Consider the following 17,505-nt stretch of genomic DNA (forward strand, 5'->3'; position numbering starts at 1 on the left):
ACAGAACCGGGGGTTCTGTCTCACGAGATGCACGGACGGGTGTCGGCAGGCGCTCGTGCGCCGGAGACGCGATGATCGAGGCGAACCGACCGTTGAGGAGCTCCCGTGCCCGTGCCCGACGCCGACCGGATCGTCCGCGCGGGAGCGCGAGCCTGGGCGGTCGTCGGGATCGTCGTGCTGTCCTGCATCGCGTACGCGGCGTTCGCCGCCCTCTCCGGCCTCGTCGTCCCGCTCGTGCTCGCCGCCGTCCTCGGGGTGCTGCTCCACCCGATCGTCGACCGGATGCAGCGGGCCGGCGTCCCGCGCGGTGTCGGGGCGTTCGCGGTGCTCGTCGGCCTCGGCGCGATCCTGGTGGCTGCCGTGTGGCTCACGGTCGTCGGCGTGCTCGACCAGTCGGAGGAGATCGCCGAGCGCGTCTCGACCGGTCTCGCGGAGGTCGACGCGCGCGTCGACGTCGACCTGTCCGCGATCCACGTCTCTCCCGACGCGCTCGCGGACGGCACGTCGAGAGCGATCGGCGGGATCGCCGGGCTGTTCGGCAGCGTGTTCTCGAGCCTGGCCGCGTTCCTCGTGGGGACGGGCATCGCCGTCTTCTTCCTGTACTACGTCCTCGCGGACTGGACGGCGATCGAGACCGCGACGGCGCGGTACACGCGCATCGGCCGGACGGCGGGGGCGGTCGTCCTCGACGAGGCCGCGACGACGCTCGGCCGGTACTTCGGCGCGCTGACCCTCTCGAGCGCGCTCACGGCCGTCGTCATCGGTGCGGCGGCGGTCCTGCTCGACGTGCCGCTCGCCGCCTCGATCGCGCTCGTCACGTTCGTCACGTCCTACGTCCCGTACATCGGCGCGATCTTCTCCGGCGCGTTCGCGGTGCTCATCGCGCTCGGCGCGGAGGGGCCCGGTGCGGCGCTCTGGCTCCTGGCGGTCATCCTGCTCGTCCAGAGCGTGGTGCAGACCCTCGTGCTCACCAAGCTCTCGAGCGACCGCCTGCGGCTGCATCCCATCGTGAACCTCGCGTCGACCATCGTCGGCGCCGCGCTCGCCGGGCTGCTCGGGGCCATGCTGTCCGCACCGGTGACGGTGATGGTCCGTGACGCCGCCGCCCACAGCGCGCCCGGGTCCGAGCAGGACGCGGCGAACGCGCAAGACGACGACGGGGCCTAGGCTCGGGGCATGGAACTGGAAGAACGCCTTGCCGTCTTCATCGACTACGAGAACCTCGCGCTCGGTGCGCGTGAGCACCTGGGCGGGATGGCGTTCGACTTCGGGCCGATCGCCGACGCGCTCGCAGCGCGGGGCCGGGTCGTCGTCCGCCGCGCGTACGCGGACTGGTCGTACTTCGACGAGGACCGCCGCTCCCTGACGCGCCACCAGGTCGAGCTCATCGAGATGCCGCAGCGCATGGGCGCCTCGCGCAAGAACGCGGCCGACATCAAGATGGTCGTCGACGCGATCGAGATGTCGTTCGAGCGCGAGTACATTTCGACCTTCGTCATGTGTACGGGCGACTCCGACTTCTCCCCGCTGGTGCACAAGCTGCGCGAGCTCAACAAGCGCGTCATCGGGGTCGGGGTCGAGAAGTCGACGTCCCGCCTGCTGCCGCCCGCGTGCGACGAGTTCCTCTTCTACGACCGCCTCGAGGGCGTCGACATCCCCGACGAGCCGGCGCCCCGGTCCGTCCGCCCCGGTGTGAGCATCCCCCAGTCGAAGGGCCGACGACGCGGTGGCTCGTCCGCGGGCAGCGCGAGCGAGAGGCCGGCGAGGGCAGCCAAGTCGTCGGGGTCGCGCGAGGACTCGGCGCGCGCCGCCGCGTCGGCGCTCGTCGGCGCCGGCGAGGGCGTGCCGAGCGAGGAGTCGTCGCCCGTCGCCGACGAGGCCGCCGAGGCGGTCATCGGCGGAGCGGTGCCGACGACCGTGCCCGCGGGCGCGTCGCCCGAGCAGGACGGCAGTCACGACGAGAGCGACGACGCGCCGTCGGCCGACGACCTGCCGATGGAGGTCCGGGTCGCCCAGACCCTGGCCGACCTCGCGAAGTCCACCGGCGGTGCAGTCACCGCGTCCGTGCTCAAGCGGACGCTGCTGCGCAAGGACCCGACCTTCAGCGAGGCCGACTACGGGTTCCGGACGTTCGGCGAGTTCGTCCGCTTCCTCGCGGACCGCGGCTTCGTCGAGCTGGCCCAGGGCCCCTCGACCGGGGACCCCGAGGTGTCGCTGCCCGCTCAGGGTGACACCACGTCCGCGTTCGCGCTCCTGCGCACCGTGGTCCAGGACGAGGGCGGGTCCGCGCCGCTCTCGGGCCTGAAGAACGCGATCCGCAAGAACCGGCCCGACTTCAGCGAGAAGGCGCTCGGCTACCGCGGGTTCCTCCAGTTCTGCAAGGCCGCCCAGGCCTCCGGCGCGGTCGACCTCGCGTGGGACGACGACGCCGACGACTACCTCGTCACCGCGGCCTGACACCGGGGGCGGTCAGCCGGTCCACGGCGGGCAAGAGGTTCGTCGTCCGGGGCCGCCGCCTCGCAGCGGACCGGTGATGGTCGTCCTGGCCCGGCCGTGACCGACGCGGCTCAGACCGTGTCGACGATCCCGTCGTTCGGGAGGTCGCGACGCTCGTCGTCCGGGCGTCGCGACTCCCCGCCCCGGCCGTCGCGACCGGCCGCTCCGTCGTCTCCGCGCCGACGGAGCCGGCTCGCGATCATCGGCAGGACGATCACGGACAGCACGCCAGCCCCGACGAGGGCCGCGCCGATGTCGGTCGGCATGGAACCGTCGTCGACGGCGATCTCGGTGAGCGCGACGAGCAGGGGGAGGGTCGTCGTGGAGTAGAGCGCTGCCTGGACGCGCTCGCCGCCGGGCAGCTCGCGCCGGAACCACAGCAGCACGGGGCCGCCGCGGACCACGAGCATCGCGACCAGGAACGCGAGCGGCAGCACAGGGTTGGAGACGATCGAGTCGACGTCCAGCCCCATGCCCGAGCTGACGAAGAACACCGGGATGAACACTCCCCACGCGACGGCGTCGAGCTTCTTCTCGAGCGCGACGACGTCGCCCGGCGCCCAGCGGCGCAGCACCATCCCGCCGACGAACGCGCCCAGCACCGCGTCGAAGCCGAGGGACTGCGCGAGAGCGAGCAGCCCGACCAGCAGGAGGACGGTCAGTCGCAGCGTGCTCTGCCCGGTGCCGTGCTCGGACAGCGACATGAGGAAGCGGCCCCGCAGGCTCGTGAAGCGCTCGGGGATGGCGGCGATCGCCAGCGTGAGCACGGCGAAGACCCCCAGCAGGACCGTCGCCGTCCCCGAGTTCCGCGTCCCGAGCAGGACAGCCATCGCGACGATCGGTCCCAGCTCGCCGATCGCGCCCAGCACGAGGACGGACCGGCCGAGCCGCGAGTCGAGCACGCCGTCGTCCTTGAGGATGGGCAGGACCACGCCGAGAGCGGTCGTCGTCAGCGCGATCGCGCCGGCGGCCAGCAGCTCGGACGGCTGGTGGCCGGGGAGCAGCAGCAGGGCCGCCCCGGCCAGGGCGAACGACGTCACCCACGCCCCGCCCGCGCGCCGCCCGACCTTCTGGCGCAGGAGGTTCGGCTCGAGCTCGTAGCCCGCCAGGAGGAACAGGAAGCCCATGCCGAGGTCGGACAGCAGGGTGACCGAGGCGGGGTCCGACAGCTCCATGAGCTGCGGACCGATCAGGACGCCGCCCAGGAGCAGCAGCACGACCTGCGGCACGCGGGCGTTCACGGGCATGAGCCTCGCGAGGAGCGGTGCGACGAGCGCGACGACGAAGACGGGCACCAGAGCCGCGTAGGGGTTCATCGATGCTTCCTGGGTCGGGGCCCTGTGGGGCACGTCCTGCTGAGAGCGAGCACAAGCATCCCACCTCGCGGGGCGAAGGACCCGGCGGCCCGGTCCTGTTGACGCGGGGCCGGGCGGGTGAATACCGTCGTCGGAGCCGCGGCACGCCGCCGTCGGCCCCTGGATCGGCAGACAGGACCACTGAGCCGGCGCGACGACGCCGGGGGGTGCCGCCGTCTACCAGGAGGCACTCATGACCCGGACCTGGATCCGCAACCCGCTCGGCGTCTTCACCGCGGACGACTCGCCGGACGCACCCGACGCCCGCGGCGGCGTCGTCGTCGAGGACGGCGTGGTCGTCGAGCTCGTCGGCGCGGGCGGTTCGCCCGCGGCGCCGACCGACGAGTCGTTCGACGCGTCGCAGCACGTGCTCACGCCCGGGCTGATCAACACCCACCACCACTTCTACCAGACCCTCACGCGCGCCTGGGGGCCCGTCGCGGACGCCCCGCTGTTCCCGTGGCTGCAGAACCTGTACCCGGTGTGGGCGCGCCTGACCCCGCGGGACCACGAGCTCGCGACGACGGTGGCGCTCGCCGAGCTCCTGCTCTCGGGGTGCACCACGGCCGCCGACCACCACTACGTCTTCCCCGCCGGGCTCGACGACGCGATCGACATCCAGGTCGAGGCCGTGCGCCGGCTCGGGATGCGCGCGACGCTCACGCGCGGGTCCATGACGCTCGGCCAGGACGACGGCGGCCTGCCGCCCCAGTCCGTCGTGCAGAGTCTCGACGTGATCCTCGAGGACTCGCGCCGGCTCGTGGACACGTTCCACGAGCGCGGACCCGGGGCGCAGGTGCAGATCGCGTTCGCGCCGTGCTCGCCGTTCTCGGTGACGACCGACGCGATGCGCGAGAGCGCGGCGCTCGCCGAGGAGCTCGACGTGCGCCTGCACACCCACCTCGCCGAGACGATCGACGAGGAGGACTTCTGCCGCGAGCGCTTCGGGATGCGCACCGTCGACTACCTCGAGTCCGTCGGCTGGCTCACGGACCGCGCGTGGCTGGGCCACGGCATCCACTTCGACGACGAGGAGATCCGCCGCCTCGGGGCCGCGGGGACCGGCGTGGCGCACTGCCCGACGTCGAACATGCGCCTCGCGTCCGGGATCGCCCGGGCCGTGGAGCTCGAGGACGCGGGCGCGCCCGTCGGGCTGGGGGTGGACGGGTCGGCGTCGAACGACGCGTCCACGATGATCCTGGAGGCCCGACAGGCCCTCTACCTGCAGCGGCTCAAGTACGGCGCGGACATCCCGGTCACGCGTGCGCTCGGGTGGGGCACGCGCGGCTCCGCGCGCGTCCTGGGGCGCGACGACGTCGGAGTGCTCGCCGTCGGCAAGCAGGCGGACCTCGCGCTGTGGCGGCTCGACGAGCTGCGGTTCTCCGGGACGCACGACCCGGTCGCAGCGCTGCTGCTGTGCGGTGCGGACCGCGCGGACCGCGTCATGGTGGGCGGGCAGTGGCGCGTGGTCGACGGCGCGATCCCGGACCTGGACCTGCACGCCCTGATCGCGGAGCACTCGACGGCAGCCCACCGCCTCGTCGCGGGCTGACCCTCCTCGCAGACGACCCCTCGCCCCCCACGTCTGTCAGCACCGGGTGACTCTCGGGGCTCACCAGGTGCTGACAGCTCGCTCCGGGCGGTTCGCGTTCCTGCTGGCGGGGAGCGAGTTTCGCCCAGGGACTTGACACACGTCACACTGAGAGTTCGAATAGTGGAAGTGTTCTTCCGCTCAGCGGAAAACAGCGACGAGGAGGTCCGCTATGAACGAACCAGTTGCCACGGCCGGTCCCGTGCCGGGCCGACCGGAGGACGAACGTCTCCGGATCGGCCCCACGTTCGGGTACGGGTTCCAGCACGTCCTGACGATGTACGGGGGCATCATCGCCCCGCCCCTCATCGTGGGCTCGGCCGCAGGGCTCACCCCCGCCGAGATCGGCACGCTGGTCGCCGCGTCGCTGTTCATGGGCGGGCTCGCGACGATCCTGCAGACCCTCGGCATCCCGTTCTTCGGCTCGCAGCTGCCCCTGGTGCAGGGTGTGTCGTTCGCGGGCGTGTCGACGATGATCGCGATCGTCGGTGGTGGCGGCGGCATCCAGAGCGTCTTCGGCGCCGTCATCGTCGCCTCCGCGGTGGGGCTGCTGATCACCCCGTTCTTCGCGCAGATCATCCGGTTCTTCCCGCCCGTGGTCACCGGCGTCGTCATCACCACGATCGGCCTGACGCTGATGCCCGTCGCCGCGAACTGGGCGATGGGCGGCAACGCCGAGGCACCGGGCTACGGCTCGGTCAGCAACATCGGCCTCGCCGGACTGACGTTCCTCATCGTGATCCTGCTGTCGAAGGTCGGGTCCGGCACGGTCTCACGCCTGTCGATCCTGCTCGCCATCGTCATCGGCACGCTGGTCGCTCTCCTGACCGGCCAGGCCGACTTCGCGGGCGTCGGCGAGGGTCCGATCGCCGCGTTCCCGGACTTCCTCGGCTTCGGTGCCCCGACGTTCCAGGTCGCCGCGATCATCTCCATGCTCATCGTCATCCTGGTCACGCTCACCGAGACCACCGCCGACATCATCGCCGTCGGCGAGATCGTCGACACCAAGGTGGACCGCAAGCGCATCGCCGACGGCCTGCGCGCCGACATGGCGTCCTCCGTGGTCTCGCCGTTCTTCGGGTCGTTCACGCAGTCCGCGTTCGCGCAGAACGTCGGCCTCGTCGCGATCACCGGCATCAAGTCCCGGTTCGTCGTCTCGGCCGGCGGAGCGATCCTCGTCGTCCTGGGCCTGCTGCCGGTGCTCGGGCGCGTCGTCGCCGCCGTCCCCACGCCCGTCCTCGGTGGCGCCGGCGTGGTGCTCTTCGGCTCGGTCGCCGCATCCGGGATCCGGACGCTCGCGAAGGTCGACTACTCGAACTCGATGAACCTCATCATCGTCGCGGCGTCGATCTCGTTCGGCATGATCCCCATCGCCAAGCCCGACTTCTACGACCAGTTCCCCGAGTGGTTCGGCGTCATCTTCCACTCCGGCATCAGCTCGGCCGCGCTCATGGCCATCCTGCTGAACATCCTGTTCAACCACATCAAGGTCGGCACGCCGAAGAATCCGTCGGTGTTCGCCGCCGGCACCGACCGGGGGACCAGTGCGGTCGAGGACGACGACCTCGAGGACCTCGAGGACGACGGCGTCCTCAACAAGTCCAACCGGCGCCGTCCGCCCTCGTCGACCGAGGCGACCCCGCCGACGGACCCGGCGGCCCCGTAGGGCCCGCGCCGGGCGGACCGCGCGGCCCAGCGCCGTGCCCGACGACGCCCCGCGCCCTGGCGAGCGACCCTCGCCGGGGGCGGGGCTCCGTCGCGCCTCGATCAGGTTGCGCACCCGTGCAACACAGACGGTGCACAATGAGCCGATGACCTACCGGGTGCTGAAGCTCATCCTGTCGCTGCTGGCGTACGCGCTGCTGCGGCCGCAGGTGACCGGCCGGAACAACGTGCCGCGCAGCGGACCGGTGATCCTGGCGAGCAACCACCTGTCGTTCATCGACTCCCTCCTCATCCCGATCGTCGCTCCGCGCCACGTCACGTTCCTGGCGAAGTCCGAGTACTTCACCGGCCGCGGGATCAAGGGGGGCCTGTCCCGCTGGTTCTTCACCAAGATGGGGCACATCCCCGTGCAGCGCGACGACCCACGCGCCGGCCAGCGCTCGCTCGAGGACGCGCTCGCGGTGCTCAATCAGGGCGGGGTGTTCGGCATCTACCCGGAGGGCACGCGCTCGCGCGACGGGAGGCTCCACAAGGGGCACACCGGGGTCGCGTGGCTCGCGCTCGCCGGGCACGCGCCCGTCGTCCCCGTCGCGGTCCGCGGCACGGACAAGGTGCAGCCGGTGGGCGCGCGGATGCCGCGCATCCACCGCGTCCAGGTGCACTTCGGCGTCGCCATCCAGCCGACGCGCCAGATCACGTCGGGCGCCAAGCCAGCCCAGGCGCGCCGCGAGCTCACGAACGAGGTCATGGAGTCCATCCACCGCCTCAGCGGCCAAGACCTCGCGGCCTAACCGCCCCAAGCCCCGGTCGAACACGACATGAGGGTCGTTCTGGCGTCGGTGACGACCTTCGGATCGTGTTCGACGGCGGGTGACGTCGTGGTCGTCAGTTCAGCGCGCTCAGGCCGAACGCCGTCGCGAAGCCCAGGACCGTCACCAGACCGGTCACCGGGCCGCCGAACTCCGTCGCCTCCGGGATCATCGTGTCGACAAGCATCGTGAGCAGCGCCCCCGCGGCGAACGCCTGCACCACCGCGACCGTTGCACCCGACGCCGAGCCCAGCGCGAGGTAGCCCACGCCCGCCGCGACGGCGGAGACCGCCGTCGTGCCGCCCCACAGGAGCCAGAGCCGGCCGCGCGACGTCCCGGACTTCACCAGGCCCGACGTCGCGGACATCGCCTCCGGCAGGTTCGACAGGAACACCGCGGCGAGCATCGCGACGCTCACGCCGTTCCCGCCGACGAGCGTCGAGCCGAGCACGACCGACTCGGGGATCCCGTCGAGCACCGTCCCGAGCGCGATCGCGCCGCCGGACCCGTTCGACTGCTCGCCCGTCGACCGTTTGCGCCCGTTGCCGCCCATCCGGTCGATCAGCAGGTCCCCGACGAAGAACGTCAGCGCGCCGCCCGCGAGCCCCGCGAGCAGGACCCAGCCGCTCGCGCTGCGCGACGCGTCCTCCACGAGGTCGTACGCGACCGCACTGATCAGCACGCCTGCGCCGAACGCCATGATCAGCCCGATCGCGCGCTTCCCCGGCGGGCGCCACAGCACGACCGCCGCCCCGAGCAGCAACGACGAGCTCGCGAGGAGCCCCCACCAGAACCCGGCCATGGCCCCAGTTGACCAGGGTCTCGCGTGGCGTGCGCGCCGGGGCCACGACCCGGTGCCCGACGCCGTCCCTCCCCCTGGCGGGGGAGGCGCTCGCCGCCCCGGATGGGCAGGATGGGGGCGTGGCGCGCAGGGAGGGACCCGTCGACGACCGGCCCGTGATCGGTCCGCGCACGCGCCGCGTCATCGAGCCGCTGCGCAGCGCGTCGACCGTGCGGGCGGGCGTCTTCCTCGTGATCGGGGGAGTCGTCGCGGGCGCGTACCTCGTCCTCGTCGCGGGGTTCGCGCAGATGTTCGCCTCGCCGCAGACCCCGCGGGTGGCGACCGCGGTGCTCGCCGGGGTGTCCGCGGCGATCGCGTGCACGCCCCCGTTCCTCGCCCCGGTCCGCGCGCTCGAGATCGCCGCGGTCCGCACGTTCCTCGACCTCGACCTCCCGACTCCCGACGGAGCGACGCCACCGAGCTCTGCGACCCGCTGGCGGTCCGCGGCCTGGTACGGCCTGCACCTGGTGCTCGGCGCACTGGTGCTGCTCGTCGTGCTGCTCGCGGTGCCCGTGGCGATACAGCTCGCGCTGTCGGCGCTGGGCCTGGAGCCGATCCTGCTCACGGACTGGCGACCGTGGGACCTCGTGCCCGCCTGGGCCGGGGTGTGGGCCCTGGCGCTCGTCGCCGTCGCGCTGCTGCTCGTCCTCCCGTACGTCGCGGCGGGGGCTCGGGCGCTGCTGCGCCAGGCGGCGTGGCCGCTGCTCGGGCCCGACCAGTCCGAGCGGATCGCCGAGCTCGAGGCCGCCGCCGACCGGGCGGCGGAGCAGGGCCGGCTCGCACGCGACCTGCACGACTCCGTCGGGCACGCCCTGACGGTCACCACGCTCCAGGCGGCCGCGGCGTCGCGCCTCCTTGCGACCGACCCGGACGCGGCCCGGCGCGCGCTCACCGCGATCGAGGAGACCGGGCGCACCGCGATGGCGGACCTCGACCACGTCCTCGGGCTGCTGCGGACGGGTTCGGCCGGCCCGGACCGTCGTCCCGCCCGCACCCTCGCCGACGTGGACGCGCTGCTCGACGACGCTCGCCTCGCCGGGGCCGTGGTGCGGCGCACGGGTCCCGGCGCGGGCCAGGACCTGCCCCGGGCGACGTCGCTCGAGGCCTACCGCGTCGTCCAGGAGGCGCTGACGAACGCGCTGCGCCACGCCCCCGGCGCCCCGGTGGACGTCGAGGTGGGGACGGCGGTCGACCCGCGGGGAGCGCTGCGGGTCGAGATCCGCAACCCCGTCGGGTCGGAGGCTGCTCGCCCGGTGGGAGGTGGGAGAGGGATCGCCGGCATGGCCGAGCGGGTGCGCCTGCTGCGCGGTGACTTCTCCGCCGGGCCCGTCGTGCCTGTCGAGGTCGCCGGGCCGGGATCGGAGCCCGACGCCGGTACCTGGGTCGTGCGCGCGACGTTCCCCCTCGGAGCGGCCAGCGGGACCGGTGGGGGAGGTGCCGGCCGATGACCCGCACCGAGCGGATCCGTATCGTGCTCGTCGACGACGAGCCCTTGGTCCGGACGGGACTGCGCGCGATCCTGGAGGCCGAGCCGGACCTCGACGTGGTCGGCGAGGCCGGCGACGGCGTCGAGGTCCCGGGCCTCGTCGAGGCCGCGCGGCCCGACGTCGTGCTCATGGACGTGCGCATGCCGCGCGTCGACGGGATCGCGGCGACCTCGGCGCTCCTCGCGCGCGACCCCGCGCCGCGCGTCCTGGTCGTCACGACGTTCGAGAACGACGACCACGTGCTCGACGCCCTGCGCGCCGGAGCGCACGGGTTCCTCCTCAAGCGCGCTCGCCCCGAGGAGTTCGTGCAGGCGGTCCGCGTCGTCGCACGTGGCGAGTCGCTGCTCTTCCCCGACGCGGTGCGCCGCCTCGCGACCGCGCGCCCGCCCGCGGGGGACGAGCTGCGCGCCGCGCGGCTCACCGAGCGCGAGGGCGAGGTGCTGCGGCTCATGGCGACCGGTCTGTCGAACGCGGAGATCGCCGGCCGGTTGTACCTGGGCGTCGAGACAGTCCGCACGCACGTGGGCAACGTGCTCGCCAAGCTGGGGGTGCGGGACCGCACGCAGGCCGTGGTCCACGCCTACGAGTCGGGATTCGTCCGCACCGGCTGACTCGTGGTCGGCCCCGACGTTCGCGCATCGCCGACCGGTGCGAGGATCGACGGATGGACTTCTCCGTGCTCACGCGTCCCACCCGCACGTCCGTCCCCGCCACGATCACGCGCGTCGCGCTGGGCCTCGCGCTCGTCGGTGCAGGGATCAGCCACCTCACCGTCGCGCGGGAGGAGTTCCAGGCGCAGGTGCCGGGCTGGTTCCCGATCGACGAGGACGTGACGGTCCTGGCGTCCGGGGCGGTCGAGATCGCGCTCGGCAGCTCCCTCGTCGTGCTCTCGCGGTGGAAGGTGGCCGTGGGTCTGGTCGCCGCCGCATTCTTCGTCGTCATCTTCCCCGGCAACGTCGGGCAGTGGTTGGAGGGCACCGACGGGTTCGGCCTCGACACGGACGCGAAGCGGTTCGGGCGGCTGTTCTTCCAGCCCGTGCTCGTGGCGCTGGCGCTGTGGTCGACGGGCGCGTTCCGGGCCGTGCGCGAGTCCCTCACGCGCGACTGACGTTCACCCGCCCGGGGGAGGAGCGTCACCGGGGCGGGTGATCCGTGCGGCGTCCTGCAGGACGAGCGTCGAGGTATGAGCACACGACACCCCGCACCCCCGTCCGCTCCTCCGTCCGTTCCTCCCCCCGCAGCCCGGGTGGTGACCGTCGGGAGCACGGCCGGGCACCAGCACGCCCGACGCCCCCGCGGTCGATGGATCGGACCGGTCGCCGCGCTGTGGTGGGGAGCCGGCGCCGCGATCGCGCTCGTCGTCACCCTGTCCGGCGGCGTGCTGCCCGTCGGTGACGCGAGCGACTCCGGCTTCGGCGCCCTCACCGTCGTTCCTGCGAGCGCCCTCTCCCCATGGATCGCCGTCCTCGCGCTCGTCGGGGCGGCCCTGGCGGTGTGGACCTGGCGCGGCGGGCGTGCACGGCCGGTCCCGAGGGCGGTGCGCACCGCGACCGTCGCGGCCGTCGCCGTGGTCGCGGTCGGCGCCTCCGCCCTCGCCGACGCCGCGATCCTCGCCCGGCTCGGCTACCTGCCGGTCACGCTGATCATGGCGCCGTTCGACCCGGTCATGCGGGCGGCGTTCGTCGACTTCGTGAACCCGGCCGTCGTGCTGCAGCTCGCGAGCCTCGGCGGGGCCGGTCTGCTCGCGGCGTCGGCGGTCCGGTTCGCGCGGCGCGGCGTCGGGGCGTGCGAGTCGTGCGGGCGTCGGCTCGCCGGGGCCGACCCGACCTGGACGACGCCGGTCGCGGCCGCCCGGTGGGGGCGTGCCGCCGCGCTCGTGGCCGCCGCGATCCCGGCCTTCTACGCCGTCACCCGCATCGCGTGGGCGCTGGGCATCCCGCTCGGCTTCTCGCCGGAGAACGTCGAGGAGCTGGCGGGGAGCGACGGTCTGGTGGCCGCGCTCGGACTCGGCACCTTCGCCGTCGTCGGCGCCGTCCTCACGCTCGGGCTGTTCCAGCGCTGGGGTGAGGTCTTCCCGCGGTGGATCGTCGGGCTCGCCGGGCGCCGCGTCCCCGTGAAGCTGGCCGTCGTGCCCGCGACGGTGGTCGCGATCGCCGTCCTGCCGGCCGGGCTGTCCATGATCCTGGTCGGCCTCAGCGGCGACAGCCCCATCGAGCTCACCGCCGACCAGTGGGGCGCCGTCGGCCCGACGCTGCTGTGGCCCCTCTGGTCGCTGACCCTGGCCGCGGCCACCTACGCCTACTGGCTACGCCGCCGCGAACCATGCACGACACGCCCCGACGCCTGAACCCGTCGTCTGATCCCGTCGCCGACCACGACCTGAGGGTCGCTATCGGTCGGGTAGCGACCCTCAGGTCGTGTTCGACGGCGGGGGGGGGGTTACGACTGCGGCTCCTGTGGGCCGTCCTTGCCTGCGGTCAGGTCGCCGCAGCTCGTCTCCTGGGCGGTCGTGACGACCGCGTCGTCCGCGGCGGCACCCTCGGCGACGGTCTCCTCGTCCCCGTTGGTCGCGGTCTGCGCGTCCGTGTCCAGGTCGACGAAGGTCCGCGACACGGTGAACGTGTCGCCGTCGTCGCCGGGTACCGCGTTCAGCCCGGCCAGGCGCAGCTCGCCCGACACCTCCGTGCAGCCCACCCCGGTGCCGAAGCCCGTGAAGCCCTTGTCGAACGTGTAGGGGTCGCCCTGCTCGTTCTGGGTCGGAGTCAGCGCGCAGCCGGCCGCTGAGAGCAGCAGCACCTCGCGTCCCGTGTCGACCAGCGCGACGGGCGCCGTCCCGTCCCCGGCCGCGACGACGTTCACGACGGCGCTCGCGACCTGCGGGCTCGCGGAGTCGATCGGGGTGGAGAACGTCGCGCCCGACGCCGTCGTGATGCCGAACGCGCGGTCCGCGCCCGGTGTGATCCACGCCGTGTCCGCCTGGCCGTCGCCGTCCACGTCGACGATCTCGTGCGACCCCGCGCCGTCGGGCACGCCGTCGCCGGTCGCCGCGCAGCCCTCGGCAGCAGGCTCGGACGTCGTCTCCTCGTCCGTGGGCTCGCCGGAGGGAGACGCGGTCTCCGTCGGCTCCTCGGTCGCCGTGCCCGACGTCGCCGTGCCCGACGTCGGCGATGCGGGTTCCGCGTCGCCCGGCCGGTTGACCAGCCACACCACGAGCGCCACCACGAGGACCGCGGCGATCGTCAGCACGACCCACGGCCAGGTGCGGCGCGAGGTCTCGCCCCGGCCGTCGGGGGTGGGGTCGGGTGGGGATGCGGTGGGCGTGGTCATTCCCTCAGGCAATCATTGACACGCGGTCCTTGTCATCCCGGACGGAGGCAATGCCCTGCTATGACCCGGCCGTCGGGTTCCCCGGTGCGTGCACGCCGCGTGCCTGCCCGTACGCGACAGTCAGGGACTGTGCCCACCAGCCGTCCACGCCCTGCTTCTCGATCAGCCACGCCGCGACCCGTTCCTGGGACCACGTCGACGCGCCGTGCGCGTCGAGCAGGGTGAACCAGCTCTCGCGCGGTTGACCGGTCGCGACGGCGACCGCGTCGTCGCCGAGCGCGTCGGCGTGGTGACCGTCGGTGCTCATGGGTCCAGGGTCGCATCGCGACCCGGCCCGCGCAGCAGATGTCAGGATCCGTCGCTGGTGTCAGTACCGGTAGGGGCGCAGCGCGGTCGCGAGGGACCGGGCGAGCGCGGCACCGTCACCACCCCGCGCGGTGGGGACGTCGGCCACGACCCGCGCGACGGTGCGCGCGTCGTCGCCCGGTGCGGGCAGCGGCGAGCCGTGGGACAGGACCTGCTGCGCCGGTGTCAGGGTGCGGATCGCGACCGCCGCGACGTGCCGGCGGTGCAGGCGGGCCGCTCGCGCATAGATCTCCGGGTCGTGCTGGCCGTCGTCCCCGACGAGAAGCCAGTCCACGTCGGGGAGCTCGTGGACCAGTCGGTCGAGGGAGTCGTTCTTGTGCGCGGGGCCGCTGCGGAACCAGCCCGTGTTCGTCGGACCCCAGTCGGTGAGCAGCAGCGGCCCGGGCGGGAACCCCTCGCGCTGGAGGAAGCGCCGCAGGTTCGCGGCCGTGTTCCACGCGCCCGTGGACAGGTACACGAACGGCGTCCCGGGATTCGCCGCGGCGATCCCCTGGTAGAGCCGCGCCATGCCCGGCACGGCCACGCGGGCGCTCGAGTGCCGGACGAACGTGTTCCACGCCGCGAGCAGCGGGCGCGGGACAGCGGTCACCATCGCCGTGTCGTCGATGTCGGAGACGACGCCGAGCCGTCGCCCGTCCGCCACGACCCGCACGCGGCCGGTCGCGACGGAACCTGCCGCCGAGCGGAAGGTCACGTCGTGCCACCCGGGCGGGAGCGAGACGTCGACCATCATGTCGAGGTAGCCGCCGCGGTCGGACACGACGTCGAGGGCGAGGTCACCGATGTGGACCCGCACCTCCTCGCGCGAGGCGGGCGCGGTGAAGAAGTAGCGCCAGCCCCGGCGGTCGGCGGTAGTCGCCGGGTCGTACGCGGGGTTCGCGAGCAGGACCCGCCCGAGCACGCGCACGCGGCGCTCGCTGCCGTACCCGGTGAACGGCTCGACGCGCGGGCGCCAGCCGCGGCTCTTCTGGAACCGGGAGAGGACGTCGCGCCAGCGGTCCTCGATCCGGGCCGCCCGGTGGGGGCGCCGGGTGGGTGTGCTCGTGGTCGGCGGCATGGTCGGTGCGGCGTCTCCGGTCGTCGTGGTCGGGGAACTCACCCTGTCACAGGCGTCCGACGCTCGCGGGGTGCGGGAGGTGTGGCCGCGTCCTAGCGTGGCGGGGTGGGAGACGACGACGGCACCGCGGACCTGCCCGGCCGTGCGACGCCCGCCGGTGTGAGCGACGCGACGGTGGACGCGCTCGGTGCGCTGAGCGAGGCGCTCGAGACGACCGAGCGGGCGCGCGGGCACCTGTACACGTTCCACCAGCTCACCGGCGAGGCCGACCTCGCGCTCGGGGACGCGGTGGCGAAGCTGCGCACGGCGGGGCACGACGACGTCGCCGACCGGATCGCCGAGGACCTGGTCGGGCGCAACGTCGTCCCCGGGCACTGGACGTTCCAGCTCGTCGAGGAGTACGACGACGGCTACTGGTCGACCTTTCGCGAGCATGAGCGACGCGCTCGCGAAGAGCTCGCGGGCGGCGTCCGGCACCTGTTCGAGGCCCGCATGAAGCAGGACCGTCGCACGCACGGCAGACCGGGCCACGAGGCGACGCCGGTCCGGACCGACTGACGAGCGGGCGACCGCAGGTGCGAGGGTGCGCCCGTCGCCGGTGCACGACGGCGCGGCCGGGCTCGTCGGCGGGGCGGCGGACCGATGAGTCCGCGCTCGTACTCCGGTCCCAGGGGGAGGACCGACGAGAGGACCGCGCGTGACCACCGCTGCTGACGACCGCACCCCGACCGACCGACCGGCGCCCGACGGACCCGAGGGGACGCTTCTCCCCGGCTACAGCTCGCCCGGGGCGCGACCGGTGCCCTGGGAGACCGTCCGTCGCGTGCTCGAGCGCGCGGAGATCTCGTGGATCTCGACCGTGCGCCCGGACGGACGTCCGCACGTCACCCCGCTCATGACGGTCGTCGCGGACGGGTGCGTGCACGTCACGACCGGCCCCGAGGAGCGCAAGGCGCGCAACCTCGCCGAGAACCCGCGCGTCGTGCTGACCACGGGCACGAACGTGTACGTCGACGCGCTCGACGTCGTCGTGGAGGGTGCCGCGGTGCGGGTCACGGACGACGCGACGCTGCACCGGCTCGCCGAGCGGTGGCGGTGCAAGTACGGCGACGAGTGGACGTTCACGGTGCAGGACGGGACGTTCCGGCACGGCGACGGCGGGGAGGCGCTCGTCTTCGCCGTGTGGCCGGAAGTCGTCTTCGCGTACGAGCGGACCGCCGAGCACGCGGCGATGCGGTGGCGTCTCGACCCGACCGGGTAGCCAGCGCCGTCGTGTCCGAAGCCTCTCGGGAGCTCGTCGTCGGCCCTCCGCGAGTCGGTCTGACAGGCTGCGGCCTTCAGGATGATCGCGCCGCACGCCCGGGATGCTGACCGTCGTCGTGCGGTCCGGCCGGATGGCGAGCTCGGCGTTCACCGTCCGCCGAAGCGCTTGCGTGCCTCCCTCGATCGCGACCATCTCTCGCCCGTGCAGCTTCTCGACGACGCGGGGCGCCGCGTGGTCGGAGATGAGGACGTCGACGACGTCTGGGTCGCCGGTCACCAGGTCGACGGTTGCCGTGCCGCGTACGAACCGGTGGGCAGTGCTCTCGCGCGGATCGATCGAGGTGAGCATCGTGTAGCCGAGGTGCTCGAGCGCCCTGGCTGTCTTCCCGGCTATCCCGCGCGTCGTCTCCACGTGCAGGACGATGTCGACGTCGTTGGTCGGGCGTATGACGTCGAGACCGTGGGTGATCGTGTGAAGCTGGGTCATGAGCCCACCGACGAGCGTCCACGAGGAGTGGGGGAGCGCGAGCTCGATCTCTGCGACGGTGGGCCACGGCGTGCCCCAGCCGCCAGATGGCGTCGGCACCTGGATCGACGGCCGGTCAGCCATGCAGGGCCTCCAGCGCGGCAGCGAGAGCGCCCAGTCCCGTCTGGCGTTCGCGGACGTCGAGAGACTCGGCCAGGTCGAGCGCGGCAAGCACGTCTGCTCCTGCGGCGAGCTCGCTGACGACCTCGATCGGGAAGGTCGTCGCGCGCAGCGTGAACTGCCCGGAGTCGTCGCGCACGAGTGCGAATCGCCGGGTCAGTTCAGGAAGCGCCTCGTCGTTGACGTAGCCGTCGACGTCAGCGGATGGCGTGAGCCCGAGCCGCGTCGACGTGGCTCCCGTATCGACGATCTCGGCACGAAGTCGCGTGACGGCCGATGGGTGTCCGGCGTACCTCGCGGTCGCGGCGCGGGCGCGCGTCTGCGCGACGACCGCGTCCGCGCTGGCCTCTCGGAGCCGGCCCTTGAGCCGTGACCGTTGGGACTGCCCCATCCACGCCGCCGCCGCCCCGGAAAGAAGCGCGACGGCACCCCACGCGGTCGGCATCGACCACGGGCGGCTGCGCGACCGTCCGTGCAGCACCACGAACCGATCGACCGAGCTCGGGTCGATCAGACCGCGCGCAGGGCTCGTGAGCTTGCCGTGCGCGACGAGATTCTCGACCTGGCGGACGGACACACCAAGCTCTCGCGCCGCATCGTGG

At 73.2% G+C, this 17,505-nt stretch carries 17 protein-coding genes; 11 read left to right on the top strand and 6 right to left on the bottom strand.

From position 1 onward, the window contains the following. Positions 1 to 105 precede the first annotated feature (105 nt). Both IF651_RS05235 and IF651_RS05240 read left to right on the top strand, forming a co-directional pair. Positions 106 to 1,167, top strand: coding sequence for an AI-2E family transporter (locus IF651_RS05235; protein ID WP_191828045.1), 1,062 nt, complete (start codon positions 106 to 108; stop codon positions 1,165 to 1,167). Positions 1,168 to 1,176: 9 nt separating this feature from the next. Then, positions 1,177 to 2,457 carry a PIN domain-containing protein gene (locus IF651_RS05240; protein ID WP_191828046.1) on the top strand — a complete coding sequence of 427 codons (1,281 nt, stop codon included), beginning with the start codon at positions 1,177 to 1,179 and terminating at the stop codon, positions 2,455 to 2,457. Between the two features lie 110 nt (positions 2,458 to 2,567). Here IF651_RS05240 and IF651_RS05245 read toward each other — a convergent pair whose 3' ends face one another. Then, positions 2,568 to 3,812: a cation:proton antiporter gene (locus IF651_RS05245; RefSeq protein WP_191828047.1), complete on the bottom strand. Its 1,245-nt coding sequence runs from the start codon at positions 3,810 to 3,812 to the stop codon at positions 2,568 to 2,570. Positions 3,813 to 4,044: 232 nt separating this feature from the next. Between IF651_RS05245 and IF651_RS05250 the strand changes: the two genes are divergently transcribed. From IF651_RS05250 to IF651_RS05260, 3 genes are all read left to right on the top strand, one after another. Next, the gene (locus tag IF651_RS05250) at positions 4,045 to 5,403 is read left to right on the top strand and encodes an 8-oxoguanine deaminase (RefSeq protein WP_191828048.1); all 1,359 of its coding nucleotides are present in this window, start codon (positions 4,045 to 4,047) and stop codon (positions 5,401 to 5,403) included. Between the two features lie 211 nt (positions 5,404 to 5,614). Beyond that, on the top strand, positions 5,615 to 7,108 hold the full coding sequence (locus IF651_RS05255) for a nucleobase:cation symporter-2 family protein (RefSeq protein ID WP_191828049.1): 1,494 nt from the start codon (positions 5,615 to 5,617) through the stop codon (positions 7,106 to 7,108). Positions 7,109 to 7,253: 145 nt separating this feature from the next. After that, a complete protein-coding gene (locus IF651_RS05260; protein ID WP_191828050.1) occupies positions 7,254 to 7,898 on the top strand; it encodes a lysophospholipid acyltransferase family protein in 645 nt (214 codons plus the stop codon). A 94-nt stretch (positions 7,899 to 7,992) separates the two neighbouring features. On the opposite strand, the gene IF651_RS05265 is transcribed toward IF651_RS05260, so the two are convergent. Further along, entirely contained in the window at positions 7,993 to 8,718 is a 726-nt protein-coding gene (locus IF651_RS05265; RefSeq protein ID WP_191828051.1) for a ZIP family metal transporter, read from the bottom strand. A 119-nt stretch (positions 8,719 to 8,837) separates the two neighbouring features. On the opposite strand from IF651_RS05265, the gene IF651_RS05270 reads away from it, so the two are divergent. The 4 genes from IF651_RS05270 (at position 8,838) to IF651_RS05285 (ending at position 12,591) form a co-directional block, all read left to right on the top strand. After that, complete coding sequence (locus tag IF651_RS05270) at positions 8,838 to 10,205, top strand: histidine kinase (RefSeq protein WP_191828052.1); 1,368 nt, start codon at positions 8,838 to 8,840, stop codon at positions 10,203 to 10,205. Continuing rightward, a complete protein-coding gene (locus tag IF651_RS05275) occupies positions 10,202 to 10,855 on the top strand; it encodes a response regulator (RefSeq protein WP_191828053.1) in 654 nt (217 codons plus the stop codon). The genes IF651_RS05270 and IF651_RS05275 overlap by 4 nt, the downstream gene beginning before the upstream one ends. A 53-nt stretch (positions 10,856 to 10,908) precedes the next feature. Further along, positions 10,909 to 11,352 carry a DoxX family protein gene (locus IF651_RS05280; protein WP_191828054.1) on the top strand — a complete coding sequence of 148 codons (444 nt, stop codon included), beginning with the start codon at positions 10,909 to 10,911 and terminating at the stop codon, positions 11,350 to 11,352. A gap of 75 nt (positions 11,353 to 11,427) precedes the next feature. Then, positions 11,428 to 12,591 carry a hypothetical protein gene (locus tag IF651_RS05285; protein WP_191828055.1) on the top strand — a complete coding sequence of 388 codons (1,164 nt, stop codon included), beginning with the start codon at positions 11,428 to 11,430 and terminating at the stop codon, positions 12,589 to 12,591. A gap of 92 nt (positions 12,592 to 12,683) precedes the next feature. On the opposite strand, the gene IF651_RS05290 is transcribed toward IF651_RS05285, so the two are convergent. The 3 genes from IF651_RS05290 to IF651_RS05300 are packed head-to-tail and all read right to left on the bottom strand — an operon-like array spanning position 12,684 to position 15,036. After that, complete coding sequence (locus IF651_RS05290) at positions 12,684 to 13,571, bottom strand: hypothetical protein (RefSeq protein ID WP_191828056.1); 888 nt, start codon at positions 13,569 to 13,571, stop codon at positions 12,684 to 12,686. 58 nt (positions 13,572 to 13,629) lie between these two features. Then, a complete protein-coding gene (locus IF651_RS05295) occupies positions 13,630 to 13,878 on the bottom strand; it encodes a hypothetical protein (protein WP_191828057.1) in 249 nt (82 codons plus the stop codon). A 60-nt stretch (positions 13,879 to 13,938) separates the two neighbouring features. Further along, entirely contained in the window at positions 13,939 to 15,036 is a 1,098-nt protein-coding gene (locus IF651_RS05300; protein ID WP_338403785.1) for an App1 family protein, read from the bottom strand. A 63-nt stretch (positions 15,037 to 15,099) separates the two neighbouring features. On the opposite strand from IF651_RS05300, the gene IF651_RS05305 reads away from it, so the two are divergent. Continuing rightward, positions 15,100 to 15,552 carry a hypothetical protein gene (locus IF651_RS05305; protein ID WP_338403786.1) on the top strand — a complete coding sequence of 151 codons (453 nt, stop codon included), beginning with the start codon at positions 15,100 to 15,102 and terminating at the stop codon, positions 15,550 to 15,552. Positions 15,553 to 15,691: 139 nt separating this feature from the next. Continuing rightward, complete coding sequence (locus IF651_RS05310; protein ID WP_191828058.1) at positions 15,692 to 16,255, top strand: pyridoxamine 5'-phosphate oxidase family protein; 564 nt, start codon at positions 15,692 to 15,694, stop codon at positions 16,253 to 16,255. A gap of 604 nt (positions 16,256 to 16,859) precedes the next feature. Here IF651_RS05310 and IF651_RS05315 read toward each other — a convergent pair. Beyond that, positions 16,860 to 17,480, bottom strand: coding sequence for a hypothetical protein (locus IF651_RS05315; RefSeq protein WP_191828059.1), 621 nt, complete (start codon positions 17,478 to 17,480; stop codon positions 16,860 to 16,862). Positions 17,481 to 17,505: the final 25 nt, after the last annotated feature.

It is taken from the genome of Cellulosimicrobium arenosum (assembly GCF_014837295.1).
GTDB lineage: Bacteria > Actinomycetota > Actinomycetes > Actinomycetales > Cellulomonadaceae > Cellulosimicrobium > Cellulosimicrobium arenosum.